A 24,973-nucleotide genomic window follows, 5' to 3' on the forward strand; every position below is an offset into this window, starting at 1 on the left:
CGCGCGCCGGCCCGCGAGCCGGCACTCTCGGGGCATGAACCTGCCAGTGCAGACCCAGGGGCTCACCAAGCGGTACGGCGGGCTGACCGCCGTGCGGGACCTCGACCTGACCGTCCGGGCCGGCGAGGTGTACGGCGTCCTCGGCCCGAACGGCGCCGGCAAGACCACCACGCTGCGGATGCTGCTCGGGCTGGTCCGCCCGACCGCCGGCACCGTACGGCTGCTCGGCCGGGCGCCCGGCGCCGGCCGGCTCGGCGGTGTCGGCGCGCTGATCGAGGGGCCGGCCTTCTACCCCTACCTCTCCGGCCGGGACAACCTGCGGGTGCTGGCCCGCTACGCCGGTGTCGGGGCCGACCGGGTGGCCCTGGTGCTGGACCTGGTCGACCTCACCGACCGGGCCGGCGACCGGTACGCCGGCTACTCGTTGGGCATGAAGCAGCGGCTCGGCGTGGCCGCCGCCCTGCTCAAGGACCCACGCCTGCTGATTCTGGACGAGCCGACCAACGGCCTCGACCCGGCCGGCATGGCGGACATGCGCACGCTGATCCGGCGCCTGGGCGCCGCCGGCTGCACGGTGCTGGTCTCCAGCCACCTGCTCGGCGAGGTCGAGCAGGTCTGCGACCGGGTCGGGGTGATCTCCCGGGGGCGGCTGATCGCCGAGGGCAGCGTTGCGGAGCTGCGCGGCGCGGCCGGCCTGCGGGTGCTCGCCGACCCGCTGGACAAGGCCGCCACCCTGGCCGGGGAGCTGGTCGGACCGGAGCGGGTACGGGTGGTCGACGGCGGGTTGCAGCTGGCGGTCGACCCGGAGCGGGCGGCCTGGCTCAACGCCGAGCTGGTCGGCGCCGGGGTGGCGGTCCGCGAGCTGCGGCCCCGCGAGCGGGACCTGGAGCAGGTGTTCTTCGACCTCATCGAGAAGGGAACGGCCGATGTCGCGTAGCGTCCGGGCCGAACTGGCCAAACTCGTCCGCCGGCCGGCGTCCTGGCTGCTGCTGGCCATCACGCTGGTGCTCTCCCTGGTCTTCACCTACGTCTTCCCGTACGCGAGCATCGCCGGCGGGACCGGCGGCCCGAACAGCGACCGGACCCTGCCGATGCTGCTCCCGGACCACCTGGTCGGGAACTCGCTCGGCGGGCTGCCGGTCTTCCTCGGCGCGATCGTGCTGATCCTCGGCGTCCTCACCGTCGGCGGCGAGTACGGCTGGGGCACCTGGAAGACCGTCCTGTCCCAGGGCCCCTCCCGGCTGGAGGTGTACGCCGGCAAGCTGCTCGCCCTGGCGATCGCCGCGCTGGTCGTGGTGCTCTCCGTCTTCGTCGTCGGCGCGGTGGCCGGCGGGTCGATCGCCGTCGCCGAGTCGCAGCCGGTGCACTGGCCCGCGGCCGGCGACCTGCTCACCGGGATCGGGGCGGGGTGGCTCATCGCGACGATGTGGGCCATGCTCGGTGCCGTGCTCGCCGTCGCGCTGCGCTCGGTCGCCCTGCCCGTCGGGCTGGGTCTGGTGTGGATGCTCGCGGTGCAGAACCTGCTCGCCGCGATCGCCGCGCCGCTGCTCGACTGGGTGGCCCAGGTGCAGAAGGGACTGCCCGGCCCGAACGCGGGTTCGCTGGCGGCGGCGCTCGGCGCGCCCGGGGACACCCCCGGCGTCTCGTCCGCCGTCGGTGGTGGGCAGGCGGCGCTGGTCGTCGCGGCCTACCTGGTCGCCTTCGCGGCCCTGGGCGGGCTGCTGCTGCAGCGCCGGGACATCGGCTAGGCCGGGCGGGGGAGGGGCGGTGGACCGGGACCGCGGGATCGGGTGGAGCGACCAGATCTACGACGCCGTCGTCGCCCTGGTGCTGCTCGGGATCGGGCTGGTCGGCACCGCACCGGCCGGCGCCAACGAGGGGATCGACACCGGCCGGGCGACCTACCCGCTGGTGGCGGTGGCCGCGCTGGCGCTGGCGGTGCGCCGGCGCTGGCCGCTGGCGACGCTGGCGGTGGTCACCGCGGCCACCACGGCGTACCTGGTGCTCGGCTATCCGTACGGGCCGATCCTGTTCTCGTTCCTCGTCGCGGTCTACACGGTCGCCGCGTACCTGCCGCTGCGCACCGCCGCGGTGGCCGGCGGGGTGGCGCTGGCGGCCCTGCTGCTGCACGTGGTGGTCGGGGTGCGCCCGCCCGGGCTGCTCGGCGCCATGCCGGCCGCCGCCTGGGTGGTGGTCCCGTTCGCGATCGGCACCACGGTCCGGCTGGTCCGGGAGAACGCCGCGCGGGGCCGGGTCGACGAGGCGCGCCGGCTGGCCGACGCCGAGCGGCTGCGGGTCGCCCGGGAGGTGCACGACGTGGTCGGGCACGGCCTGGCCGCGATCCACATGCAGGCGGAGATCGCCCTGCACCTGCTGGCCCGCAAGCCCGAGCAGGCCGAGGTGGCGCTGACCGCGATCAGCCGCACCAGCAAGGAGGCCCTGGACGAGCTGCGGGTCACGCTCACCGTGGTCCGGCGGGACGAGGCGGCCGACGACCGGGCCCCGGCCCCTGGGCTGGCCCAGCTGCCGCAGCTGCGCGACCGGCTGGCCGGCGCGGGGGTGCCGGTCACCGTGGAGGTCACCGGGGAGCTCCGGGCCCTGCCGGTCGCCGTCGACCTGGCCGCGTACCGGGTCGTGCAGGAGTCGTTGACCAACGTGCTGCGGCACGCCGGTCCGGCCACCGCCACCGTCCGGCTCCGCCACACCCCGACCGGGGTGGAGATCGAGGTGACCGACACCGGCCGGGGCCCGGCCCCCGGCCCGGGGGTCGGCTACGGACTGGCCGGCATGCGGGAACGGGTGACCGCGCTGGGCGGCACGTTCACCGCCGGCCCCGCACCGTGCGGCGGGTTCCGGGTGTCCGCGACCCTGCCCGTGGAGGAGGCTCAGTGATCACCGTGGTGCTCGCCGACGACCAGGACCTGGTCCGGATCGGGCTGCGCGCCCTCGTGGAGAGCGAGGACGACCTCGCCGTGGTGGGGGAGGCCGCCGACGGGCTGGCCGCGGTCGAGACGACCCGGCGGGAACGCCCCGACGTGGTGCTGATGGACGTCCGGATGCCCGGCGTGGACGGCATCGAGGCGACCCGGCGGATCGTCGCCGACCCCGGGCTGGCCGGCACCCGGGTGGTCGTGCTGACCACCTTCGAGCTGGACGAGTACGTCTTCGACGCGCTCCGGTACGGGGCGAGCGGCTTCCTCACCAAGGACACCCGGCCGGCGGAGCTGCTGCGGGCGATCCGGCTGGTCGCCGAGGGGGAGGCGCTGCTGTCGCCGTCGGTGACCCGGCGGGTGGTCCGCGAGTTCGCCACCCGGCCGGCCCGGGTGCCCCGACCGCACCCCCGGCTCGACACGCTCACCGACCGGGAGCGGGAGGTGGTGGCGCTGGTCGGGGAGGGGCTGAGCAACGCGGAGATCGCCGAGCGGCTGGTGGTGAGCCCGGCCACCGCGCGTACCCACGTCAGCCGGGCGATGGTGAAGCTGGGCGCCCGGGACCGGGCCCAGCTGGTGGTCTTCGCGTACCAGTCGGGGCTGGTCGTTTCGTGAGCTTCTGGCGGAACGGCACGCGGCCGTCTCCGTAGGGCGATCTTGATGATGCCGGGCCGGGCCGGGCCGGCGGGAAGCAGTGGCGAGGTGGGGCGGTTACCCTTGCGGGTGGCCGGCCTTGTGCGTGCCGGCCGAGTCTGTACCCGCCGGAACACTGACAAACGGGATGTTCGTGTGTTTGACACCTTGAGTGACCGCCTGTCCGGGATCTTCACCAAGCTCCGCGGCAAGGGTCGGCTCACCGACGCCGACATCGACGCCACCGCGCGCGAGATCCGCATGGCGCTGCTGGAGGCCGACGTCGCCCTGCCGGTGGTCAAGGGCTTCATCGCGAACGTCAAGGAGCGGGCGCGGGGGGCCGAGGTCTCCCAGGCGCTCAACCCGGCGCAGATGATCATCAAGATCGTCAACGAGGAGCTGATCAACATCCTCGGCGGCGAGGGGCGGCGGCTCCAGTTCGCCAAGCACCCGCCGACGGTGATCATGCTGGCCGGCCTCCAGGGTTCCGGTAAGACCACCCTCGCCGGCAAGCTGGCCCGCTGGCTCAAGGCCCAGGGCCACCAGCCGCTGCTGGTCGCCGCCGACCTCCAGCGCCCCAACGCCGTCGGGCAGCTCCAGGTGCTCGGTGGCCGCGCCGGCGTCGAGGTGTACGCCCCGGAGCCCGGCAACGGCGTCGGTAACCCGGTGGAGGTGGCCCGCGCCTCGATCGAGCACGCCAAGCGGGCCGCCCGGGACATCGTCATCGTGGACACCGCCGGCCGCCTCGGTATCGACGCCGAGATGATGCAGCAGGCCGCCGACATCCGCGACGTGGTCCAGCCCGACGAGGTCATCTTCGTCATCGACGCGATGGTCGGTCAGGACGCGGTGCGTACCGCCGAGGCCTTCCGCGACGGCGTCGGCATCACCGGTGTCGTCCTCTCCAAGCTCGACGGCGACGCGCGCGGTGGCGCCGCGCTGTCGGTCCGGGAGGTCACCGGGCAGCCGATCCTCTTCGCCTCCACCGGCGAGAAGCTGGAGGACTTCGACGTCTTCCACCCCGACCGGATGGCCAGCCGGATCCTCGGCATGGGCGACGTCCTCACTCTGATCGAGCAGGCCGAGCAGGCCTTCGACGCCGATCAGAAGGAGAAGATGACCGCCAAGCTGATGGGCGGCGAGCAGTTCACCCTGGAGGACTTCCTCGACCAGCTCATCGCGGTCCGCCGGATGGGCCCGATCGCCAACGTGCTGGCCATGATGCCCGGCATGGGGCAGATGAAGGACCAGCTCGCCGAGCTGGACGACAAGCACTTCGATCGGGTCACCGCGATCATCCGGTCGATGACCCCGGCCGAACGGACCAACCCGAAGATCATCAACGGCTCCCGCCGGGCCCGCATCGCCAGCGGCTCCGGGGTCGCCGTGATGGACGTCAACCAGCTGCTCAACCGCTTCACCGATGCGCAGAAGATGATGAAGCAGATGGGCGGCATGATGGGCCTGCCCGGCGGTGGCCGGCGCAAGGCGACCAAGTCGCCGAAGAACAAGCGCAAGGGCACCAAGGGCGGCGGGCGGCCGCGTACCGGGGCGGGCGCCGGGCTGCCGGGCGGCTTCCCGGGCGGCATGCCGCAGCTCCCGCCGGGGCTGGACCCGGGCGACCTGGCGGGCGGCCAGGGCCTGCCCCCGGGCTTCAAGCTCCCGAAGATCGACTTCAACAAGCTCGGCAAGGGCGACAACCGCCCCCGCTGACCTGACCGCACGTCGCCGGCCCCGCCACCGCGCTCGGTGGCGGGGCCGGCGTCGTCGGGGGACCTGGCAAGGGCCGCGCGGCGGGCCGGGCTGCTCGCGCGCGGCGGGGAGTGATCCGGTAGGACTGTGCACATGGCTCTGCATGTGCGCGGTGTGCTCCTGCCGGACGACGAGGTCCGGGACATCTGGTTGGACGGCGACCGGGTCACCTTCGACCCGGTGCCCGGGGCGGAGACGATCGCCGACGGCGGCTTCGTGCTGCCGGGGCTGACCGATGCGCACTGCCACATCGGCATCGCCCGGGGCGGCGCCCCGATCACCTCCCTCGAGCAGGCCCGCGAGCTGGCCCGCACCGACCGGGACGCCGGGGTGCTGGCCATCCGGGACGCCGGCTCCCCGTACCCGTACCCGGAGCTCGACGTCGAGCCGGACCTGCCGCGACTGGCCCGCGCGGGCCAGCACGTCGCCCCGCCGAAGCGCTACCTGCGCGACATCGGCGTGGAGGTCGGCGCGGCCGAGGTGGCCGCGACGGTGGCCGCGCAGGCCGCCGCCGGCAACGGCTGGGTCAAGCTGGTCGGGGACTGGATCGACCGCGGCGTGGGCGACCTGGCGCCGGCCTGGGACGCCGACACCATGACCGCGGCCGTCCGGGCCGCGCACGCCGCCGGGGTACGCGCCGCGGTGCACACCTTCTCCGAGTCGGCCGTGGAGATCATGGTGCGGGCCGGGGTGGACTCGGTGGAGCACGGCACCGGGCTCAGCCTCGACCTGATCGACCTGATGGCCCGGCAGGGCACCGCCCTGGTCCCCACGATGATCAACATCCGGACCTTCGGCGGTATCGCCGAGCAGGCCCGCGCCAGGTTCCCCGGGTACGCCGACCACATGCTCGCCCTGCGGGACCGCTTCCCCGAGGTGGTCCGGGCCGCGCACGAGGCGGGCGTGCCGATCTACGTCGGCACCGACGCGGGCGGCGGGATCGACCACGGACTGGCCGCCGAGGAGATGCTCCTGCTGCACGAGCAGGCCGGCATGTCCACGCTGGACGTGCTCGCCGCCGCCTCCTGGGGCGCCCGCGCCTGGCTCGGCTTCCCCGGCCTGGTCGAGGGCGGCCTCGCCGACCTGGTCGTCTACCCGGAGGACCCGCGGCGCGACCTCCGCGTCGTCCGCACCCCGTCCCGCATCGTCCTCCGCGGCCGCGTGATCCGCTGACCCTCGCCCGCTGGGCTCGTTGATCAAGAGGTTTGCGTCGGGAAGCAGCCCGATTCTGACGCAAACCTCTTGATCAACGCCCCGGGTCGGTCGGGGTGGACGAGGTGAGGAAGAGGTGCAGGGCCAGGTCGGCCAGGGCGCGGGCGGTCTGCTCGGGCGGGGCCTGCGGGAGCACGATGTGGCTCACCACCAGGCGGACGATCGTGTCGGCGGCGAACGCCAGCCGGGCCGGGTCCGCCGCCGGCAGGTGGATGCTCGCCCACTCCAGCAGCGCCCCGGAGGCCTCGGCCAGCACCAGCTCCGAGCGGGTGGTCAGGTAGGGCAGCAGCTCGTCCGAGCCGCCCCGGGCGCTGGTCAGGATCGCCTTGATCAGCGGGTTGCCGGCCGCCTCGGTGAGGGTGTGCGCGATGGCCGCGTACGCGCCGGCCCGGACGTCGGCGCCGTGCTCCCGCAGGGCCGCGCGGACCGCCGAGACGAACCGGTCGACCTCCCGCCGGGCCAGCGCCTCGGCCAGCCCGGCCTTGGTGCCGAACTCGTTGTAGACGGTCTGCCGGCTCACCCCGGCGGCGCTCGCCACCCCACCCATCCGCACGCCGTCCCAGCCGGTCGCGACGGTCTGCGCGCGGGCGGCGTCGACGATGCTGTCCCGCAGGCGTTGGCGGGCCGAGTCCCGGGGTTCGTCCATGGTGCCCGGAAGTCTACGGGCGGCGGGACGGCTCAGTTCACGACGAGGCGGTACTGCGCCTCCACCCAGAACCCGCCGCCGTCGGTGCCGCCGAAGGTCAGCTCGTGGGCGCCGGGGGCCGGCGGCGGGAGGCTGGCCCAGAGCCCCCAGCAGGTCACCGGCGTCGGGCGGGGCGTCGAGGTCACCCCGTTGCCGAGCGCGCCGCGCACCTCGAACGGGGTCGGCGTGCCGACCGCGGCCAGCGGCAGCGGCGCCCCGTCGAGCTGGGCGTGCCCGGTCGCCCGGGACACCACCGGCACCTCGCCCACCTCCGCCGGGAACCGCCACATGTTGAACGCCGGGAAGAACAGCGGCCGGCCGGCGGGCACCGCGCAGTGCCGGGTCACCGACCCGCCGTAGGTGCCGGCCAGGAACCAGACGTCGTCGGCCTGGTGGTGCTCGGCGTTCTCGCCGGTGGTGTCGCGGACCGGGTTCTTCGCCGGCCCGTGCGCCGCCACCCAGCGCACCCAGCGGGCGGCCAGCCCCTCCGGCGAGGTGGGCGGATACGGCAGCGGGGCCGGCCCGGAGGCGCGGCCGAACAGGGAGCGCAGCGGCGACATGGCCGCAGATGGTAGCCAGCGTGGGGCGTCTCCCGCTGCCCCGTGCGGGCCCGCCCCGGCGCTCGTCCCGCGCGCCGGGCGCGCCCGACCGCGGCGGCCCGGCGGGCGGCGCATAGGATGTGCGGTCATGGCACGCGTGCTCACTCCCCGTGCGGAGGACTTTCCCCGCTGGTACCAGGACCTGATCGCCAAGGCGAAGCTGGCCGACAACGGCCCGGTCCGGGGGACCATGGTGATCCGACCGGCCGGCTACGCCATCTGGGAGCGGATGCAGGCCGAGATGGACGCCCGGATCAAGGCGGCCGGCGCGGAGAACGCGTACTTCCCGCTCTTCATCCCCGAGAGCTACCTCAAGCGCGAGGCCCAGCACGTCGAGGGCTTCTCGCCGGAGCTGGCGGTGGTCACCCACGGTGGTGGCAAGCAGCTCGCCGAGCCGGTGGTCGTCCGCCCCACCAGCGAGACGGTGATCGGCGAGTTCATGGCCAAGTGGATCGACTCGTACCGGGACCTGCCGCTGCTGCTCAACCAGTGGGCGAACGTGGTCCGCTGGGAGCTGCGCCCGCGGATCTTCCTGCGGACCAGTGAGTTCCTCTGGCAGGAGGGGCACACCGCGCACGCCACCCGCGAGGACGCCCGCGCCTACGCCCGGCGGATCCTGCACGAGGCGTACGAGGACCTGATGGTCAACGTGCTCGGCATCCCGGTGGTGGTCGGCCTGAAGACCGCCCGCGAGCGGTTCGCCGGCGCGACCGCCACCTACACCTGCGAAGGCATGATGGGCGACGGCAAGGCCCTCCAGCTCGGCACCAGCCACGAGCTCGGGCAGAACTTCGCCAAGGCGTTCGACATCAGCTACTCCTCGGCCGAGGGCGGCCGGGAGCACGCCTGGACCACCTCCTGGGGCACCTCCACCCGGATGCTCGGCGGCCTGATCATGTGTCACGGCGACGACAACGGCCTGCGGGTGCCGCCGAAGCTGGCGCCGGTCCAGGCGTACGTGATGGTGGTCAAGGACGGCGAGGGCGTCGGCGAGGCGGCGGCCAAGCTCCGCGACGCGCTGCGCGACGCCGGGGTCCGGGTCGCGCTCGACGACCGCACGGACACCCCGTTCGGCCGCCGGGCCGTCGACGCCGAGCTGCGCGGCTACCCGGTACGCGTCGAGGTCGGCCCCCGCGACCTGGCCGCCGGCAACGCGGTCGTGGTCCGGCGTACGGACGGCTCGAAGTCCCCGACGCCGGTGGCCGACGTGGTCGGCGCGGTCCTGGCGGCGCTGGAGGCCGACCAGCGGACGCTGCACGACCAGGCCCTGGCCCACCGCGAGTCCCGCACCGTCGAGGTGTCGACGCTGGCCGAGGCGATCGAGGCCGCGGCCACCGGCTGGGCCAAGGTGCCGTGGTCGGCGGTCGGCGTCCAGGGCGAGGCCGAGGCGAACGGCCAGGGCGTGACGGTCCGGTGCCTGCTCCGCGCCGACGGCTCGGTGCCGGACGCGGAGGACGAGTCGGACCTGGTCGCCATCCTCGCCCGCGCGTACTGAGGTGCGTCCCGGCGGTCCCGTCGCCCGGTTCGCGCCGGGCCGGCTGATCATGCATCGGAACGTGCGGCACGGCCGGATCGGTTGGGTCCGGTCGGCCCGGGTGGTCCTCGACGACGACCGGGGCCTGCTGCTCTGGGTCGCCCGGGACTCACCGGTGGCGCACGAGGTCACCGCGGCGGGACTGGGCATGCGGGCGATGCCGTTCGCCGAGTGGATCACGTCGTCCTACCGGCTGGCGCGGGGTCGGTGGAACGGGCCGCCGGTGCTGAAGTTCCTGCCCACCGGCGCGGCCCACTCGGTGTGGTGGTTCCGGGACGCCCGGGGCCGGTTCAACAACTGGTACGTCAACCTGGAGGAACCGGGCGTCCGCTGGGACGACGGCTCGGTGGCCGGCGTGGACATGGTCGACCAGGACCTGGACGTGGTGGTCCGGCCGGACCTGAGCTGGGAGTGGAAGGACGAGGAGGAGTTCCTCGAGCGCCTCGCCTTCCCCGACGACTACTGGGTGGCCGACGAGAAGGCGGTCCGGGCCGAGGGGGAGCGGGTCATCGCCCTCGCCGAGGCCGGCGCGTTCCCGTTCGACGGCACCTGGTGCGACTTCACGCCGCCCGCCGAATGGGACGTACCGGACGAACTGCCACCCGGCTGGGACCGTCCGCCGGTCCGCTGACGGTGTCGTGCGTCACCCGGCTGCCGGCTCGGGTGACCTGTCCGGGTCCGGTGTGAGAGATCGGCGCCGGATCTGGCAGAATGGGTCGCTGGTATCCGGCGCGCGTCCGGCGCCCTCTAACCCGGGCGCGTCGCCAGTCCACCGAGTAGTCTCCGGCCCAAACCCCACTGTGCCGGTCGGCGCTCACCCGTGCACCGCCCGTACCGGGCCGGTGAAATCGCAACAGGAGCGAAACAACTGTGGCCGTAAAGATCCGGCTCCTGCGGATGGGCAAGATCCGCAACCCGCAGTACCGCATCGTCGTCGCCGACTCGCGCACCAAGCGTGACGGTCGCGCGATCGAGTTCGTGGGCGTGTACCAGCCGAAGGAGGACCCTTCGGTGATCGAGGTCAAGTCGGAGCGGGTCCAGTACTGGCTCTCCGTCGGCGCGCAGCCGAGTGAGGCGGTGCAGCGCCTGCTGGAGCTGACCGGCGACTGGCAGAAGTTCAAGGGCCTGCCGGCCCCGCCGCCGCTGAAGGTCGCCGCGGAGCGGGCCGACCGCAAGGCGGCGTACGAGGCCGAGGCGAAGGCCGCTGCCGGCCTGGCTCCGGAGACCCCGGCCAAGCCGGCCAAGAAGGCCGCCAAGGCGGAGGCTCCGAAGGCGGAGGCTCCGAAGGCGGAGGCTCCGAAGGCGGAGGCTGCCCCGGCCGAGGCCGAGGCGCCGAAGGCCGAGGAGCAGACCGGTGCCGAGTCCGGCGAGCAGGCCTGACATGGCACTGCGTCCCGCCCTGGAGCACCTGGTCAAGGGGATCGTCGACCACCCGGACGACGTCCGGGTGCGGATGGTCGATTCCCGTCGGGGCAATCGGCTCGAGGTCCGCGTGCACCCCGAGGACCTCGGCACGGTGATCGGGCGGTCCGGCCGGACCGCCAAGGCGCTGCGCCAGGTGATCGGCTCCATCGGTGGGCGTGGGGTACGCGTCGACATCGTCGACTCGTACTGATGCTTCTCGTCGTCGGCAGGATCGGCAAGCCGCACGGGCTCCGCGGTGAGGTCACCGTGGAGGTGCGGACCGATGAGCCCGAAGCACGGTTCTCCCCCGGCTCGGTGCTGCGCACCGAGCCGGGGGCGAGGCCCCCGGCTGTTTCGTCGCGCAGCCGCGATGTGCTGCGCACCGAACCGGGGGCGGCACCCCCGGCCAGCCCGGCGCCCGGTCCCGGTGTGCCGTTCCGGGTGCCCGCCGAGCTGACCATCGAGTCGGCGCGCTGGCACCAGGGCCGGCTGCTGGTGGCCTTCGAGGGCGTGCTGGAGCGGGACGTCGCCGAGGCGCTGCGCGGCACCCTGCTCACGGTGGACAGCGGCGACGTCGCGCCGCCGGAGGACCCGGAGGAGTTCCACGACCACCAGCTGGTCGGCCTCGCCGTGGTCAACCCGGCCGGCGAGCGGCTGGGCGAGGTGGCCGGGATCGACCACGCGCCCTCCTCGGACCTGCTGGTGCTGCGCCGTCCCGAGGGCCGTACCGCGCTGATCCCGTTCGTCAAGGCGATCGTGCCCGAGGTCGACCTCGCCGGCGGTCGCGTCGTCGTCGACCCGCCGGCCGGTCTGCTCGACCTCTAGACCGCCGGAGCACCCCCCATGCGCGTCGACATCGTGTCGATCTTCCCGGAGTACTTCGCCCCGCTGGACCTGTCGCTGATCGGCAGGGCCCGGGCGACCGGCACGCTCCGGCTGGCCGTACACGATCTGCGGACCTGGACCCACGACGTGCACCGCACGGTCGACGACACCCCCTACGGCGGCGGCCCCGGCATGGTGATGCGGCCGGAGCCGTGGGGCGAGGCGCTGGACGCCCTCGCCCCCGACGAGCTCAGCCCGGACGGCCACACGCTGCCCCGGCTGCTGGTGCCCTCGCCGGCCGGCGTCCGGTTCACCCAGGCCATGGCGCACGAGCTGGCCGCCGAGTCGCACCTGCTCTTCGCCTGCGGCCGGTACGAGGGCATCGACCAGCGGGTGCTCGACCACGCGGCGACCCGGATGCGGGTGACCGAGGTCTCCCTCGGCGACTACGTGCTCTTCGGCGGCGAGGTCGCCGTGCTGGTGATCCTGGAGGCGGTCACCCGGCTGCTGCCCGGGGTGCTCGGCAACGCCGGGTCGCTGGACGAGGAGTCGCACGCCCACGGGCTGCTCGAGGCCCCGATGTACACCAAGCCGGCAACCTGGCGCGGGCACGAGGTGCCGGAGGTGCTCCGCTCCGGTGACCACGGGCGGATCGCCCGCTGGCGGCGGGACGAGGCGCTGACCCGGACGGCCGCGCGCCGCCCCGACATGATTGCCGCGCTGCCCCCGGAGAGCCTGGACAAGCGGGACCGGGCCGCGCTGGACCGGGGTGGATTTCAGCCGTCGCCGGGGGATGTGGCAAAGTAGAGGGGTTGCCGCATCCGTCCGCGCCCGTGGACGGCTGCGAGGATCCTCGACCGGGGTCGGCCCGCCGTCCACCACCCGGGGATCAGAATCACCCATCCGCGCACCGAGTGACGGTGCGCCGTGAGCCTCACGAGGACACAGCGATGAACATCCTGGACTCCCTTGACGCCCAGTCGAAGCGGGTCGACCTCCCCGACTTCCGTGCCGGTGACACCGTGAAGGTGCACGCGCGGGTCGTCGAGGGAAACCGGTCCCGTGTCCAGATCTTCCAGGGCGTCGTCATCCGCCGCCAGGGTGACGGTCTGCGCGAGACCTTCTCGGTCCGCAAGGTCAGCTTCGGTGTCGGTGTGGAGCGGACGTATCCGATCAACAGCCCGGTGATCGACCGGATCGAGGTCGTGACCCGCGGTGACGTGCGTCGGGCCAAGCTCTACTACCTGCGCGAGCTGCGCGGCAAGAAGGCCAAGATCAAGGAGCTGCGCGAGAAGCAGCCGACGAGCTGAATTTTCGCTCGCCACGCCGCCTGAGCTGCGCGGATGTCGTATCGACCGGATCGCATTACCCTGGTCGTACGGGCGTAGGAGGGCAGCGACGCCGCGGCGTGTCCGGCGCGGCGCAGCGTTCCACTACCGCCCGTGGGGCCTCACGACGAGGCTCCCGGGCGGTAGTGTCGTTTCTGCGGACCGGAGAGTGGCATGGTGCAGATGCTGGACGAGGACGGCACCGTCGACCCCTGGCGCCGGCGGGCCCGGCGCTCCAGGCGACAGATGCCCCTCTGGCAGGAGCTGCCGCTGCTCCTGGTCGTCGCGTTCTGCCTCGCGGTGCTGATCCGCACCTTCCTGCTCCAGGCGTTCTTCATCCCCTCCGGGTCGATGGAGAACACCCTCCTCATCGGCGACCGGGTGCTGGTCAACAAGGTCGTCTACGACGTCCGCGATCCGGTGCGCGGCGAGGTGGTGGTCTTCCGGGGCACCGACAAGTGGGTCGCCCAGGAGACCCCGGCGCCGCCGGCCGGCTTCGCCGGGAAGGTCGGCCGCACGCTCGGCGACCTGGTCGGGGTCAGCCGCCCCGGCGAGAAGGACTTCATCAAGCGGGTGATCGGGGTCCCCGGCGACAAGGTCTGGTGCTGCGACAAGGGCCGGGTCGTCGTCAACGGCGTACCGCTGGACGAGCGGGCGTACGTCTCCGAGGACTCGCCGCCCGAGCTGCCGCCGAACCCGAAGGAGTGCCGGTCCCGGCAGTTCACCGAGGTGGTCGTGCCGGCCGGGCAGATCTTCGTGATGGGCGACCACCGGCTGGTCTCCCAGGACGCGCGCTGCCAGGGCCCGGTGCCGATCGACAACGTGGTGGGCCGGGCCTTCATGATCGTCTGGCCCTCCGAGCGGTGGACCTCGCTGCCGGTGCCGGACAGCTTCGCCAGCCTGCCCCGGGCGGACGGCGCGCCGGCCGGGCCGGCCCCCGTCGACCCCGACCCGGTGGGCGGTGTGGTGCTGATCCTGCCGGTCACGGCGGCCCTCTCCGTTCTCGCGCGTTCCGGGCGGCCCCCACATGCCCGGCGTCGTAGGCTCCTCCCGTGATTGACGAGCAGACCGAAAAGCCTCGCAGTTCCTTCTGGAAGGAGCTGCCCATCCTCCTGGGTGTGGCGATCCTGGTCGCAGTGCTGGTGCGTGCCTTCGTGCTGCAGACCTTCTTCATCCCCTCCCCGTCCATGGAGAACACTCTCAAGATCGACGATCGGGTGCTGGTCAACAAGCTGGTCTACGACTTCCGGTCGCCGCACCGGGGCGAGGTGATCGTCTTCGAGGCGCCCACCGAGTGGAGCGGCAACCCGGAGGGGGAGGACTTCATCAAGCGGGTGATCGGGGTCGGCGGCGATCACGTGGTCTGCTGCGACGCCCAGGACCGGTTGGTCATCAACGGCCGGTCGCTGGACGAGCCGTACATCTATCCCGGGAACAAGCCGGCCGACCAGGATTTCGACATCACGGTGCCGCAGGGGCGGCTCTGGGTCATGGGTGACCACCGGGAAGCCTCGGGCGACTCGCTGGAGCACTGGCAGCAGTCCGGGCAGGACATCACCGAGGCCACCATCCCCGAGGACCAGGTGGTCGGGCGGGCGTTCACCGTCTTCTGGCCGGTCGACCGGGCGACCTGGCTCACCGTCCCGAAGCAGTTCGACGGGATCCCCAGTCCCTGACCCCGGAGGGCGTGGGCGTTCGTCGGAGCCGTCTGGCAGGCTTGGGCGGTGACCGTCTACACCCCGCGACGCGCGGCCCGGGTGCTGCTCGTCGACGCGGCCGACCGGGTGCTGCTCTTCGCCGGCACCGATCCGGCCCGGCCCGGCCACAGCTACTGGTTCACCCCCGGCGGCGGCCTCGACCCCGGGGAGAGTCCGGCCGACGGCGCGGCCCGCGAGCTTGCCGAGGAGACCGGGCTGCGGCTCACCCCGAGCGAGCTGGGCCCGCCGGTGTGGGCCGAGACGGTCGAGTTCCCGTTCGACGGGGTCTGGTACCGGCAGGAGCAGGAGTTCTTCCTGGTCCGCGTGCCGGCCTGGGAGGTGGACACGGCGGGCTTCGACGAGATCGAGCGGGCCAGCGTCACCGGCCACCGCTGGTGGTCCCTGGGCGAGCTGGCCGGCACCGACGAGCGCTACTACCCGGAGGACCTGCCGACGGTGCTGACCCGGGCGCTCGCCGCCCGACCGGCCGCCCACCGGGGTACGCCGTGCTGACGCCCCCGCGCACCGTGGTGCGCCGCGACGGTGGCCTGTACGCGCTGGAGCGCGCCCTGCAACGGCGGGGCTTCCGCCACGTGGCCGGCGCGGACGAGGCGGGCCGGGGCGCCTGTGCCGGGCCCCTCGTCGCCGCCGCGGCGGTGCTGCCCGAGGGGCGGCGCGGCGAGATCGACGGGCTGGCCGACTCCAAGCTGCTCACCCCGGCCAGCCGGGAGCGGATCTACGACGAGGTGGTCGCCCGCGCCCTCGCGTACGCGGTGGTGGTGATCCCCGCCGAGGAGGTCGACGCGCGCGGGCTGCACGTGTGCAACGTGGCCGCGATGCGGCGCGCCCTCGCGTCGCTGATCACCCGACCGGAGTACGTGCTGACCGACGGCTTCGGCGTCGACGGGCTGGACGTGCCGGGGCTGGCGGTCTGGAAGGGCGACCGGGTGGCGGCCTGCGTGGCGGCGGCGAGCGTGCTGGCCAAGGTCACCCGGGACCGGATCATGGTGGAGCTGGACGACCGGTACCCGGGGTACGGCTTCGCCGAGCACAAGGGCTACATCACGGCCGAGCACACGGCGGCCCTGCGGGAGCACGGGCCGTGCCGGGAGCACCGGTTCTCGTACGTCAACGTGGCCACGATCTCCGGCCGGGACGGGCGCCCACCGCGGTTCCGGCGTCCGGCCGTGGACGGCCCGGACGAGCCGATGGAGCGCTCCGGCGCGTCAGGGGGTACCGTCGGCGTGGCGTTGGGCGAGCAGCCTCGACCTCCGGCGCCGGTGGGGGAAGATGTGGTCATGGAAGGCGGAGTGCGATGAGCGCGGAAGATCTCGAGAAGTACGAGACCGAGATGGAGCTGCAGCTCTACCGGGAGTACCGCGACATTGTCCGCCAGTTCTCCTACGTGGTGGAGACCGAGCGCCGTTTCTACCTGGCCAACCAGGTCGACCTGCACGTACGCAACTCGGACGGCGAGGTCTACTTCGAGGTCGAGATGCACGACGCCTGGGTGTGGGACATGTACCGCCCTGCCCGTTTCGTCAAGAACGTCCGGGTAATGACGTTCAAGGACGTCAATGTGGAAGAGCTCGAAAAGCCGGACATCTCCCTTCCCGCAGACTCCGGATTCGGCGGCTGACGGTCTCCGCTCGCCGCGGCTGATCCGCCCGGCTGACGGCCCGGCCCACCGCGCCGCTCACCCCGCCAGCACCACCACCTCGACCCGCTGCACCAGGTTGTTGGCGAAGCCGCCCCGGTTCCACGGCTGCTCGACCGGCTGACGGCGTCCGGAGGCGTCCGTGGCCCGGGCGCCCAGCACGTACCGCCCCGGCTCCGGGGTCCAGTCGAACCGCCACCGCCGCCACGCCCACTCCCCGCCGCTCGGCTCGTCCAGCCGGGCCGGGGCCCAGCTCGCGCCACCGTCGGTGGTCACCTCCACCGCGCTGACCGGCGCGTGACCCGACCAGGCCCGACCGTCCACCGTGCACGGACCGGGGCGCAGCACCCGGGTACGCGACATGAAGTCCGGGAAGCCCGGCGGGCGGACCAGGGCGCGGGGCTCGATCCGGGTCACCGGCACGCCCGGGTCGTCGGCGTCGCTCCGCAGCCGGTACGCCACCGCGTTCTGGTAGCCGTCGAACGGCTCGGTCAGCACCCGGACGTCGCGCAGCCACTTCACGTGCGCCATGCCGTACCAGCCGGGCACGATCAGCCGCAGCGGCGCGCCGTGCTGCGGCAGCAGGGGAGCGCCGTTCATCTCGTACGCCAGCAGCACCTCCTCGCGCAGCGCGTCCGCGACCGGCAGCGCCCGCTGGTAGTCCTGCTCGACGCCCCGCTCGACGCCGTGGTCGGCGCCGGTGAAGACCACGTCAACGGCGTCCGGGGAGAGCCCGGCCTCGCGCAGCAGCGGCGCCAGCGGCGTGCCGGTCCACTCGGCGTTGCCGACCGCCTCCACCAGCCACGGCTGGCTGACCGGCCGCGGCTGCAGCAGCGCCCGACCGTTGCCGGCGCACTCCAGGGTCACCCGGTGGGTGACCCGGGGCCGGTCCCGCAGCGCGGCCAGGTCGAGGCTCAGCCGCCGGTCCACCGCGCCGTCGACGGTCAGCGTGTGCGCCACCGGGTCGACGTCCGGGATGTCGTAGTGGATGAGCAGGTAGTGCAGCCCGGCCGGGGTGACGTCGTAGCGCAGCGCCTCGAGGGGGATGCCGTGGTTGCGCGCGGCCAGCTGCAGCTCCTCCCCGCTGATCGCCTCGTCCGGACCGGCGATCCGGGACGGCCGGCTGACGTCGTCCACAGTGGTCATCTCTGCTCCCGGCGGTCGGCGGGCGGACGCCCGGTCACGGGTGGGTGAGGCGGTCGTGGCCGACGAACTCGAACATCCGGACGCCGGCCGGCAGGGGCCGGGGTCGGCCGGTGAAGCGGTGCACGCCCACCCCCACCCCGTCGGCCGGGCTGCTCACCGCCACCGGGGTGAAGCCCTCCTCGGCGAACCAGTCGCAGATGGCGGGCACCAGGTCCGGTGCGCGGCGGTGCCGGGTCCAGAAGACCGTGCCGCCGGTGGCGCAGAGGGCGGCGCAGTGCGCCGCCGTGGCCCGGATGTCGGCGTCGACGATGTTGCCGAAGATCCCGCAGACCAGCACGAGCTCCGCCGGGGCGAGGTCGGCGTAGTGGTCGGTCAGCGCCGCGTCGCCGACCACCACCTCCACCGCCGACAGGCCGGCCTGCGCCGCGGCCGCCCGGGCCACCTCGGCGTTGCGGGGGTCCAGTTCGACCAGGCGGGCGGTCACGTCGTCCCGCCGGGGATGCGTCGCGAGCACCGGGATGAGGTCCCGCCCCTGACCGGCGCAGAGGCTGACCACCCGGAGCGGGCCGGGCGGGGCCTGGTCCAGCGCCTCGCGGATGCGCAGCCGCAGCTCGGTCAGGCGTCGGAACAGCGCCGAGCCCGGCTGGTCGTAGTCGTCGTGCCAGGCGTACCAGTCCCGCGTCACCGGCTCAGCATAGGCGGTGCGGGTTGCCGGCCGGTGCGCTCGCATAGCAGATCGACTCCGCCGCCGGGCGTTCTCCACAGCCGGGTCGCCGTCCACAGTCGGCGGTGCCCGCCGGTGGCGCGGGGACCGCCGTCGGGGGCAGGCTGCCGGCCGTGCGAACAGCGTCCGGGCCCGTCACGGCGGCCCTCCTCATGCTCCCGCCGATCCTCCCGGCACCGCCCGCCCCGGTGGTCGCCCCGTCGCACGCCGCCCCGGTGGCCGTCGCCCCGGCGAGCGGGTCCCCGCTGGTCGTCTCCCCGCCGGATGTGTCCCGGGCGGGTGCGTCCCTGGCCGGCTTGGCGACGGGGGAAGGGGCGCCCCGGCCCGGGGCGCGGTTCCGGTGGCCGCTCGACGGCACGCCCCGGCCGGTGCGCCGGTTCGATCCGCCGCCCCGGCCCTGGCTCTCCGGTCACCGGGGCGTCGACCTGGCCGCCGACCCGGGCGCCGAGGTCCGGTCGGCCGGCGCGGGCGTGGTGCTCTTCGCCGGCACGGTGGCCGGGCGCCCGGTGGTCACCGTCGGGCACGGCGACGGGCTGCGGACCACCTACGAGCCGGTACGCCCCGGCCTGGCCGCCGGCGCCCGGGTGACCGCCGGTACCCGGATCGGCGCCCTGCTCGCCGGCCACGCCGGCTGCCCGGCCACGGCGTGCCTGCACTGGGGGCTGCGCCGGGGCGACGAATACCTCGACCCGCTGGCCCTGCTCGGCCGGGGACCCGTCCGGCTGCTGCCCCTCGACGGCTCAGCGCTGGGCGAGCAGCGTGGGGAGCCGGACCGCCAGCCGGTCGTACTCGTCGCGGGTGTTGTAGACCTGGCCGCACAGCCGCAGCCAGCCCCGGCCGTTCCAGGTCATCACCGCCACCTCGGCGGCGAGCCGTTCCGCGATCCGGGTCTGCAGCGCCTTCGCCGCGTCCATCGTGGTGGCGACGCCACGCGGCAGCGGGATGAGCCGCATGGACACCGTCGGTCCGCCGGGCTCCGGCAGGTCGGTCGGCGCCACCCCGAGGGCGTCCCCGACGACCCGCTGCCCGTACGCGGCCAGTGCGGCGTTGTGCGCGCGTACCCGGTCCAGGCCCAGGCTGCGCAGGGCGAACAGCCCCACCGGGGCGGCCAGCCAGGGGGTGTAGTCCAGCGTCGCCTGCCACTCGACCCGGGCGGGGAAGCCGGCCTCCTGCTCCCAGGAGACGACCAGCGGCTCGATCCGCTCCCGCCACGGCTCCGCGACCACCAGCGCGGCGGTCCCGCGCGGCGCGTACGCCCACTTGTGCAGGTTGCCGACCCAGAAGTCGGCGCCGACGGAGGCCACGGAGATCGGCAGCATGCCCGGGGCGTGCGCCGCGTCGACCAGGACGGGCACGCCGTGCTCACGGGCCACCCCGACCACGGCGGCGGCCGGGAAGAGCCGGGCGGTGGCGGAGGTGAGTTGGTCGACCACCAGCAGCTTGGTCCGTCCAGGGCGCAACCCGGACCGGACGATCTCGACGACCTCCTCGTCGCCGGCGGTCAGCGGCACGTGCAAGGTCCGCTGCGTCGCCCCGGTGCGCCGGCACTCCCGCTGCACGGAGAAGCCGACCGCGCCGTACCCGTGGTCCGTGGTCAGCACCTCGTCGCCGGGGCGCAGGCCGAGCGACTGGAGCACCACCGCCACCCCGGTGGTCGCGTTGCCCACCAGCGCGGTGCCCTCCGGGTCGGCCCCCAGGAAGCCGGCCAGGTGCCGGCGGGTGTGGGCGATCCGGTCGACCAGGCCCTGGGTGAAGAAGCGCAGCGGGTTCGCCTCCATCTCGTCGCGCAGCCGCTGCTGGGTCCGCTGCACCCCGATCGGGACGGCGCCGAACGAGCCGTGGTTGAGGTGGCTGACCGACGGGTCGAGCGAGAAGAGCAGTCGAGCCCCGGCGATCGGCTCGGGCGGCTGCGGGACCGTCATCCGCCGATCGTAGCCCGCCGTCGATCATCAGCTCGCCCATCGCCGCCCTCCCACGGGTGACGGCCCACCGACGGCGCGGTCCGCCGGGTCGGTCAGGCGCGCGGATGCGCCTGCCGGTACGCCGCCCGCAGCCGTTCCACCGAGACGTGCGTGTAGATCTGGGTGCTGGCCAGCGAGGAGTGGCCGAGCAGCTCCTGCACCGCGCGCAGGTCCGCGCCGCCCTCGAGCAGGTGGGTGGCCGCCGAGTGCCGCAGCCCGTGCGGGCTGGTCCGGGGCAGGCCGGCCCGCTCGGCGTACCCGGCGACGATCCGGCGCGCGGTGGTCGGGTTCAGCCGCCCGCCCCGCGCCCCCAGCAGCAGAGCGCCTCCGGAGCCCGGGCCGGCCAGCGCGGGTCTGCCCCGGCCCAGCCACGCGTCCAGCGCGCGCTGCGCCGGCACCCCGTACGGCACGGCGCGTTCCCGGCCGCCCTTGCCCAGCACCCGCACCACCCGGCGGCCCTGGTCGACGTCGGCGACGTCCAGGCCGCATGCCTCGCTGATCCGGATCCCGGTGCCGTAGAGCAGTTCCAGCAGCACCCGGTCCCGCAGCAGCACCGGCTCGTCCTCGCCGGCCACGGACTGGCCGCCTGCCCGGTCGGCGCCCCTGTGCGGCGCGGCGGCCCCGTCGACGTCTTCGGCTGGTGCGGCGGTCCGGTCCGTGGCTTCGGGTGGTGCGGCGGTCCGGTCCGTGGCTTCGGGCGGTGCGGCGGCCCGGTCGGTGGCCCACGGTGGCGGGGTGGCCCGGGAGGGGGCGGCCATCAGGGCGGCGGCCTGGTCGGCGCGGAGCACGGTGGGCAGCTCGCGGTGGGCCTTCGGGCTGGCCAGCGGGGCGGCCACGTCGGCGGGCAGCAGTCCCGACCGGTGGGCCCAGGCGCTGAAGGTACGTGCCGACGCGGCGCGCCGGGCCAGCGACGTACGGGCGGCCCCCATCGTCCGCTGCTTCGCCAACCAGCTGCGCAGCACCGTCAGGTCGAGCTCGGCCAGGTCGACGCAGCCCATCCGGACGGCATGGTCGAGCAGCGAGACCAGATCGGTGACGTACGCCCGCACGGTGTGCGCGGAGCGGTTGCGCACCCGAGCCAGATGGTCGGCGAAGTCGTCCACCGACTCCCGCATCGCCGGCGGCAGTCCCTCGTGGGCGGCCCGGGTGCCGCGCCCCGCGCCGCTCATCGCCCACTCCGACCCGGTGCCGGCGCGCCGGGACCCGTCCGCGCCGGCTCGCGTGCGCCGGTGGTGGCCGGTGCGGAAGGCGGCCTGATCCAGCTCTCGGCGGGCACCGATCCAGCCTACGGGCCCGATCCGGCAATGGCAGGACGCCAGGCGGTCGTCCCGTCCCCGGCTCGCCGGTGGGGCGTTGCGGTTCGGTGCGCCGTCAGGGGTGGCTGAACGGGACCTGGACAGGGGAAACTGGTCGTACGAAGAGGACGGTGGCAGCGCCGCCGAGCGGACGTGACCACGACCGCGCCGGTGTCGCTGCTGGTTACGGGGTGCCCCGAACGCTACGGCCGGTCGGCCATGCCGGAGCTGCCCCGGCGCGGGGCCGGTGGCGTCACGGGCCCGGCGGCATCGCGGCGTCGGCATTCACCGTGTCGGGGCCGGGCAGGGGGCGTCACGGTGTCGAGCCGGCGGATGGCGCGCAAGGGTGACTCGCGAGGCGGAACGGAGTGGCGTCGACCCGGGAAGGTCACGCCGACGGGAGGAGGGGGACCGAGCGTGGGTGTGGATGCCGTCCTCTACCGGCTGGTCCGGGCCGGACCCGGTCGGGGTCGCCCGACGTGCGTCGCGGCCGGGGTGGTCGCCGACCCCGACGACGTGCTGCTCGACCTGTTGAAGCGGGTGCGGGGCGGGGGTCGTACGCCGTTGCTGGACCGCATCGATCCGCTCGGGGAGCTGGTGGTCAGCGCCGAGGCGGCACCGCAACTCCTCGCGGAGCTGCGCTGCCTGGCCGAGGTGGCCCGCGCGCCCGCGGAGGTGGACCAGGTGCGCCGGCTCACGCAGCTCACCCGGCGCTGCCTGACCGGCCGGGAGGTGGAGATCCGCTTCGAGGGCGACTGAGCCGACGTGGCCCCGGTCGGTTCGTCCGGCTCCGGGCGCCCGGCTGTGGGCGGACTCGTCCGGGCGGTGGGCTGACCTCATCCGGGCGGTGGCGGTGCGCCTGCCGGGCGGGTGCCGGCCGCACGCCGGCCCGGTGGCGGGGCCAGCGCGTACCCGCCGTCCCGGCGGACCACCAGCCCCAACTCCTCCAACAGGGACAGCTTGCGCAACGCGACCCGGACGGCGACGCCGGCGCGGGCGGCCACCGCGTCCGGGTTGTGCAGCCCCCGGCGCGGCAGGGACTCCAGCACCATGGCGGCCTCGTCGTCGAGCTCGTCGGTGGGCCGTCGCGGCCCCCGGGCCGGGGGTGCCAGGTCGGCCCCGATCCGTCCCACCTCCTCCAGTACGTGCGCGACCCCGGTGACGAGTCGGGCCGTGGGCTGCTCCCGGAGCAGTTCGTGGGCGCCGACCGACATGGCCGAGGTGACCGGGCCGGGCACCACCATTCCCGGTCGGTCGATCGCCAGCGCCCGGCGCATGGTCTGCGTCGCGCCGCTGCGCGCGGACGCCTCCACCAGGACGCTTCCCCGGGTGGCGGCGGCGATCACCCGGTTGCGGATCAGGAACCGGGGCCGGAGCGGCTCGGCGCCCGGCATCCACTCGCTGACCAGCAGCCCCGTCTCGGCGATCCGGTCGAAGAGGGCGGTGTTGCCCATCGGGTAGGGCCGGTCCAACCCGCAGGCCAGCACCGCCACCGTCACCCCACCGGCGTTCAACGCGCCCCGGTGCGCGGCGGCGTCGATGCCGAACGCCCCGCCGGAGACCACCGACCACTCCCGGTCCGCCAAGCCGTAGCCGAGCTCGGTGGCCACGTGCACGCCGTAGGGCGTGGCGGCCCGGGCGCCGACCACGGCCACGGACCGCGCCATCGCCTCGGCCAGCGGCCAGGCGCCGCGTACCCAGAAGCAGAGCGGTGGGGCGGTCTCGGCGTCCACCCGGCGGCTGGCCCCGGAGAGGGCGAGCCGGCGCAGGTCGTCGACGCCGACCGGCCACTCGTCGTCGTCGGGCGTGACGATCCGGGCGCCGAGTCGATCGATCCGTTCCAGCGCCCGGGCCGCCGCCGCCCGGGGGTCACCGGCGGCGAGCCGGGCCGCCACCGTGGCGTGCAGCTTCTCCTCCGGCGCGCCGCCGTCGCAGAGTAGCGCCAGGGCGGCCGGCGCGCCGAGCCGCTCGACCAGCCGGTGCACCGACCAGGTGCCCGGTTCGGTGAGCCAGGTCAGCGCGGCGCGGGCCAGCCGGTCCTCCGCGCGGATCTCCTCGTCACGACTCATGCTCCCGCTCCCGTCCGTAGTCCGATCGCCTCCCGGACGTCCTCCCGGTCCGGTCGGTCCCGCCCGTCCAGGTCGGCGATCGTCCACGCCAGCCGAATGATCCGGTCGAAGCCCCGGGCCGAGAGCGAACCGCTGTCCAGCCGGGCGCGCAGCTCGTCGGTCTCCCGACCCGGCAACCGCCAGGGCGAGCGGCGCAGCAGCGGGCCGGGGATCTCGGCGTTGAGCCGACGGCCGACCGGGGCCCAGCGCTCGGCCGCGGCGGCGCGGGCCGCGGCGACCCGCGCCCCGACGATGGCCGAGGACTCGTTCGCCCCGCCCGTCTCCATCAGCTCGGCCGCCCGCACGGGCAGCACGGTGACCTGCACGTCGATCCGGTCCAGCAGGGGCCCGGAGAGCCGCCCCAGGTAGCGTCGCCGGGTCAGCGGGCTGCACTCGCACTGCGTGTCGCCGGCCGGTTTCGCGCACGGACAGGGATTGGCGGCCAGCACCAGCTGCACCCGCGCCGGGTACTCCGTGCCGCCCCGGGTCCGGGCCAGCCGGATCCAGCCGTGCTCCAACGGCTGGCGCAACGCCTCCAGCGCGCCCTTGCTGAACTCCGGCGCCTCGTCGAGGAAGAGCACCCCACGGTGGGCCAGCGACACCGCGCCCGGGCGGGCCAGTCCGGCGCCCCCGCCTACCAGCGCGGGCACGGTGGCGGTGTGGTGCGGCGCCTGGAACGGCGGGCGGCGCAGCAGCCGCCCGTCCGACGGGAGCACGCCGGCGATCGAGTGCAGCGCGGTGATCTCCAGCGCGGCGTCGTCGTCCAGCTCGGGCAGGATCGACGGCAGGCGTTCGGCCAGCATGGTCTTGCCGGCGCCGGGCGGCCCGAGCAGCGCGAGGTGGTGGCCACCGGCGGCGGTCACCTCCAACGCCCGCCGGCCCAGCCCCTGGCCGGCCACGTCGGCCAGATCCGGCCCGCCCGGAGGCGCCGTCGGGCCGGTGCCCGGGGGTTCCAGCAGCGGCGTGCCGTCCCGGACGAAACCGACCAGCCGGTGCAGGGTGTCGACCGCCCGGACGCGGACGCCGGGGATCACCGCCGCCTCGGCCGCGTTGGCGATCGGCACGATGACCCGCCCCAGCCCCGCCCTGACCGCGGCGGCGACCATCGGCAGCACGCCGCGGACCGGTCGGACGGTGCCGTCCAGCCCCAGCTCACCGAGGACCACCACCCGCTCGAGCGGCAGCAGCGGCAATTCCCCGGCGCCGCCGAGCAGGGCGGTGGCGATGGCCAGGTCGAACGCGGAGCCGTACTTCGGCAGGTCGGCGGGGAGCAGGTTGAGGGTGATCCGCCGGTTCGGCCACTTCTCGCCGGAGTTCACGATGGCGGCGCGGACCCGGTCCCGGGCCTCATGCAGGGCGGTGTCGGGCAGGCCGGAGATGACCACCGCCGGCAGCCCCGGTGCCAGGTCGGCCTCCACCTCCACCACGTGCCCGGTCACCCCGACCAGGCCCACGCCGAGCACCTTGGCGTAGCTCATGCCCG

General features: G+C 74.6%; 26 protein-coding genes and 2 pseudogenes. 20 read left to right on the plus strand and 8 right to left on the minus strand.

The window, feature by feature from the left end; genetic code table 11:
* The first annotated feature begins 34 nt into the window (after window positions 1-34).
* The 6 genes from ACTWO6_RS07950 to ACTWO6_RS07975 all read left to right on the plus strand — a co-directional run bounded on the left by ACTWO6_RS07950 (window position 35) and on the right by ACTWO6_RS07975 (window position 6,488).
* The gene (locus ACTWO6_RS07950) at window positions 35-937 is read left to right on the plus strand and encodes an ABC transporter ATP-binding protein (RefSeq protein WP_446219010.1); all 903 of its coding nucleotides are present in this window, start codon (window positions 35-37) and stop codon (window positions 935-937) included.
* A complete protein-coding gene (locus ACTWO6_RS07955; protein WP_446219011.1) occupies window positions 927-1,748 on the plus strand; it encodes an ABC transporter permease subunit in 822 nt (273 codons plus the stop codon). The genes ACTWO6_RS07950 and ACTWO6_RS07955 overlap by 11 nt, the downstream gene beginning before the upstream one ends.
* 19 nt (window positions 1,749-1,767) lie before the next feature.
* Complete coding sequence (locus ACTWO6_RS07960) at window positions 1,768-2,892, plus strand: sensor histidine kinase (protein ID WP_446219012.1); 1,125 nt, start codon at window positions 1,768-1,770, stop codon at window positions 2,890-2,892.
* Window positions 2,889-3,545, plus strand: a complete 657-nt coding sequence (locus ACTWO6_RS07965) for a response regulator transcription factor (protein ID WP_446219013.1) — start codon at window positions 2,889-2,891, stop codon at window positions 3,543-3,545. The genes ACTWO6_RS07960 and ACTWO6_RS07965 overlap by 4 nt, the downstream gene beginning before the upstream one ends.
* A gap of 174 nt (window positions 3,546-3,719) precedes the next feature.
* Window positions 3,720-5,276, plus strand: a complete 1,557-nt coding sequence (ffh, locus tag ACTWO6_RS07970; RefSeq protein ID WP_446219014.1) for a signal recognition particle protein — start codon at window positions 3,720-3,722, stop codon at window positions 5,274-5,276.
* Between the two features lie 132 nt (window positions 5,277-5,408).
* A complete protein-coding gene (locus ACTWO6_RS07975; RefSeq protein WP_446219015.1) occupies window positions 5,409-6,488 on the plus strand; it encodes an amidohydrolase family protein in 1,080 nt (359 codons plus the stop codon).
* A 73-nt stretch (window positions 6,489-6,561) separates the two neighbouring features.
* On the opposite strand, the gene ACTWO6_RS07980 is transcribed toward ACTWO6_RS07975, so the two are convergent.
* Together ACTWO6_RS07980 and ACTWO6_RS07985 are read right to left on the minus strand one after the other, a co-directional pair.
* Window positions 6,562-7,173: a TetR family transcriptional regulator gene (locus ACTWO6_RS07980; RefSeq protein WP_446219016.1), complete on the minus strand. Its 612-nt coding sequence runs from the start codon at window positions 7,171-7,173 to the stop codon at window positions 6,562-6,564.
* Between the two features lie 32 nt (window positions 7,174-7,205).
* Window positions 7,206-7,772 (minus strand): hypothetical protein, encoded by a 567-nt coding sequence (locus ACTWO6_RS07985; protein ID WP_446219017.1) that lies wholly within the window; start codon window positions 7,770-7,772, stop codon window positions 7,206-7,208.
* Window positions 7,773-7,899: 127 nt separating this feature from the next.
* On the opposite strand from ACTWO6_RS07985, the gene proS reads away from it, so the two are divergent.
* From proS to ACTWO6_RS08045, 12 genes and pseudogenes are all read left to right on the plus strand, one after another.
* Entirely contained in the window at window positions 7,900-9,306 is a 1,407-nt protein-coding gene (proS, locus tag ACTWO6_RS07990; RefSeq protein WP_446219019.1) for a proline--tRNA ligase, read from the plus strand.
* A gap of 49 nt (window positions 9,307-9,355) precedes the next feature.
* Window positions 9,356-9,976 carry a DUF402 domain-containing protein gene (locus ACTWO6_RS07995; RefSeq protein WP_446219020.1) on the plus strand — a complete coding sequence of 207 codons (621 nt, stop codon included), beginning with the start codon at window positions 9,356-9,358 and terminating at the stop codon, window positions 9,974-9,976.
* 239 nt (window positions 9,977-10,215) lie between these two features.
* A complete protein-coding gene (gene rpsP / locus ACTWO6_RS08000) occupies window positions 10,216-10,725 on the plus strand; it encodes a 30S ribosomal protein S16 (RefSeq protein ID WP_446219021.1) in 510 nt (169 codons plus the stop codon).
* On the plus strand, window positions 10,700-10,960 hold the full coding sequence (locus ACTWO6_RS08005; RefSeq protein ID WP_446219022.1) for an RNA-binding protein: 261 nt from the start codon (window positions 10,700-10,702) through the stop codon (window positions 10,958-10,960). Before rpsP ends, ACTWO6_RS08005 begins: the two co-directional genes overlap by 26 nt.
* Entirely contained in the window at window positions 10,960-11,574 is a 615-nt protein-coding gene (gene rimM / locus ACTWO6_RS08010) for a ribosome maturation factor RimM (protein WP_446219023.1), read from the plus strand. Before ACTWO6_RS08005 ends, rimM begins: the two co-directional genes overlap by 1 nt.
* 18 nt (window positions 11,575-11,592) lie before the next feature.
* A complete protein-coding gene (trmD, locus tag ACTWO6_RS08015) occupies window positions 11,593-12,381 on the plus strand; it encodes a tRNA (guanosine(37)-N1)-methyltransferase TrmD (protein ID WP_446219024.1) in 789 nt (262 codons plus the stop codon).
* Between the two features lie 143 nt (window positions 12,382-12,524).
* The gene (gene rplS / locus ACTWO6_RS08020; RefSeq protein WP_446219025.1) at window positions 12,525-12,884 is read left to right on the plus strand and encodes a 50S ribosomal protein L19; all 360 of its coding nucleotides are present in this window, start codon (window positions 12,525-12,527) and stop codon (window positions 12,882-12,884) included.
* Between the two features lie 192 nt (window positions 12,885-13,076).
* Window positions 13,077-13,945: pseudogene (gene lepB / locus ACTWO6_RS08025) on the plus strand (signal peptidase I).
* Window positions 13,946-13,954: 9 nt separating this feature from the next.
* Window positions 13,955-14,578 carry a signal peptidase I gene (lepB, locus tag ACTWO6_RS08030; protein ID WP_446219026.1) on the plus strand — a complete coding sequence of 208 codons (624 nt, stop codon included), beginning with the start codon at window positions 13,955-13,957 and terminating at the stop codon, window positions 14,576-14,578.
* Between the two features lie 48 nt (window positions 14,579-14,626).
* Window positions 14,627-15,112, plus strand: a complete 486-nt coding sequence (locus ACTWO6_RS08035) for an NUDIX hydrolase (protein WP_446219027.1) — start codon at window positions 14,627-14,629, stop codon at window positions 15,110-15,112.
* The gene (locus ACTWO6_RS08040) at window positions 15,106-15,918 is read left to right on the plus strand and encodes a ribonuclease HII (RefSeq protein WP_446219028.1); all 813 of its coding nucleotides are present in this window, start codon (window positions 15,106-15,108) and stop codon (window positions 15,916-15,918) included. The genes ACTWO6_RS08035 and ACTWO6_RS08040 overlap by 7 nt, the downstream gene beginning before the upstream one ends.
* On the plus strand, window positions 15,915-16,238 hold the full coding sequence (locus ACTWO6_RS08045) for a DUF2469 domain-containing protein (RefSeq protein ID WP_007075222.1): 324 nt from the start codon (window positions 15,915-15,917) through the stop codon (window positions 16,236-16,238). Before ACTWO6_RS08040 ends, ACTWO6_RS08045 begins: the two co-directional genes overlap by 4 nt.
* Before the next feature lie 57 nt (window positions 16,239-16,295).
* On the opposite strand, the gene ACTWO6_RS08050 is transcribed toward ACTWO6_RS08045, so the two are convergent.
* Entirely contained in the window at window positions 16,296-17,402 is a 1,107-nt protein-coding gene (locus ACTWO6_RS08050; RefSeq protein ID WP_446219029.1) for a sulfite oxidase, read from the minus strand.
* Window positions 17,403-17,436: 34 nt separating this feature from the next.
* Window positions 17,437-18,087 carry a class I SAM-dependent methyltransferase family protein gene (locus tag ACTWO6_RS08055; RefSeq protein ID WP_446219030.1) on the minus strand — a complete coding sequence of 217 codons (651 nt, stop codon included), beginning with the start codon at window positions 18,085-18,087 and terminating at the stop codon, window positions 17,437-17,439.
* A gap of 191 nt (window positions 18,088-18,278) precedes the next feature.
* Here ACTWO6_RS08055 and ACTWO6_RS08060 point away from each other — a divergent pair.
* Window positions 18,279-18,866, plus strand: a pseudogene (locus tag ACTWO6_RS08060) (murein hydrolase activator EnvC family protein); the annotation flags it as partial.
* Here the strand turns inward: ACTWO6_RS08060 and ACTWO6_RS08065 are convergent.
* A complete protein-coding gene (locus tag ACTWO6_RS08065; protein ID WP_446219031.1) occupies window positions 18,867-20,048 on the minus strand; it encodes an aminotransferase class V-fold PLP-dependent enzyme in 1,182 nt (393 codons plus the stop codon).
* Between the two features lie 92 nt (window positions 20,049-20,140).
* A complete protein-coding gene (locus ACTWO6_RS08070; RefSeq protein WP_446219032.1) occupies window positions 20,141-21,256 on the minus strand; it encodes a tyrosine recombinase XerC in 1,116 nt (371 codons plus the stop codon).
* 543 nt (window positions 21,257-21,799) lie between these two features.
* Between ACTWO6_RS08070 and ACTWO6_RS08075 the strand changes: the two genes are divergently transcribed.
* Window positions 21,800-22,141: a hypothetical protein gene (locus tag ACTWO6_RS08075; RefSeq protein WP_446219033.1), complete on the plus strand. Its 342-nt coding sequence runs from the start codon at window positions 21,800-21,802 to the stop codon at window positions 22,139-22,141.
* A gap of 77 nt (window positions 22,142-22,218) precedes the next feature.
* On the opposite strand, the gene ACTWO6_RS08080 is transcribed toward ACTWO6_RS08075, so the two are convergent.
* Both ACTWO6_RS08080 and ACTWO6_RS08085 read right to left on the minus strand, forming a co-directional pair.
* Window positions 22,219-23,451, minus strand: a complete 1,233-nt coding sequence (locus tag ACTWO6_RS08080; protein ID WP_446219034.1) for a DNA-processing protein DprA — start codon at window positions 23,449-23,451, stop codon at window positions 22,219-22,221.
* On the minus strand, window positions 23,448-24,968 hold the full coding sequence (locus tag ACTWO6_RS08085; RefSeq protein WP_446219035.1) for a YifB family Mg chelatase-like AAA ATPase: 1,521 nt from the start codon (window positions 24,966-24,968) through the stop codon (window positions 23,448-23,450). The genes ACTWO6_RS08080 and ACTWO6_RS08085 overlap by 4 nt, the downstream gene beginning before the upstream one ends.
* Window positions 24,969-24,973 lie beyond the last annotated feature (5 nt).

This window comes from Micromonospora sp. IBHARD004 (assembly GCF_052814115.1).

Coding starts and splice junctions, on each gene's coding strand:
- ACTWO6_RS08080 (WP_446219034.1), bottom strand. CDS start 23,451: ATGAGTCGTGACGAGGAGATCCGCGCGGAGGACCGGCTGGCCCGCGCC.
- ACTWO6_RS07995 (WP_446219020.1), top strand. CDS start 9,356: ATGCATCGGAACGTGCGGCACGGCCGGATCGGTTGGGTCCGGTCGGCC.
- trmD (WP_446219024.1), top strand. CDS start 11,593: ATGCGCGTCGACATCGTGTCGATCTTCCCGGAGTACTTCGCCCCGCTG.
- ACTWO6_RS07985 (WP_446219017.1), bottom strand. CDS start 7,772: ATGTCGCCGCTGCGCTCCCTGTTCGGCCGCGCCTCCGGGCCGGCCCCG.
- ACTWO6_RS07955 (WP_446219011.1), top strand. CDS start 927: ATGTCGCGTAGCGTCCGGGCCGAACTGGCCAAACTCGTCCGCCGGCCG.
- ACTWO6_RS08070 (WP_446219032.1), bottom strand. CDS start 21,256: ATGAGCGGCGCGGGGCGCGGCACCCGGGCCGCCCACGAGGGACTGCCG.
- ACTWO6_RS07980 (WP_446219016.1), bottom strand. CDS start 7,173: ATGGACGAACCCCGGGACTCGGCCCGCCAACGCCTGCGGGACAGCATC.
- ACTWO6_RS08065 (WP_446219031.1), bottom strand. CDS start 20,048: ATGACGGTCCCGCAGCCGCCCGAGCCGATCGCCGGGGCTCGACTGCTC.
- rimM (WP_446219023.1), top strand. CDS start 10,960: ATGCTTCTCGTCGTCGGCAGGATCGGCAAGCCGCACGGGCTCCGCGGT.
- ACTWO6_RS08085 (WP_446219035.1), bottom strand. CDS start 24,968: ATGAGCTACGCCAAGGTGCTCGGCGTGGGCCTGGTCGGGGTGACCGGG.
- ACTWO6_RS07950 (WP_446219010.1), top strand. CDS start 35: ATGAACCTGCCAGTGCAGACCCAGGGGCTCACCAAGCGGTACGGCGGG.
- ACTWO6_RS08050 (WP_446219029.1), bottom strand. CDS start 17,402: ATGACCACTGTGGACGACGTCAGCCGGCCGTCCCGGATCGCCGGTCCG.
- proS (WP_446219019.1), top strand. CDS start 7,900: ATGGCACGCGTGCTCACTCCCCGTGCGGAGGACTTTCCCCGCTGGTAC.
- rplS (WP_446219025.1), top strand. CDS start 12,525: ATGAACATCCTGGACTCCCTTGACGCCCAGTCGAAGCGGGTCGACCTC.
- ACTWO6_RS07975 (WP_446219015.1), top strand. CDS start 5,409: ATGGCTCTGCATGTGCGCGGTGTGCTCCTGCCGGACGACGAGGTCCGG.
- ACTWO6_RS08045 (WP_007075222.1), top strand. CDS start 15,915: ATGAGCGCGGAAGATCTCGAGAAGTACGAGACCGAGATGGAGCTGCAG.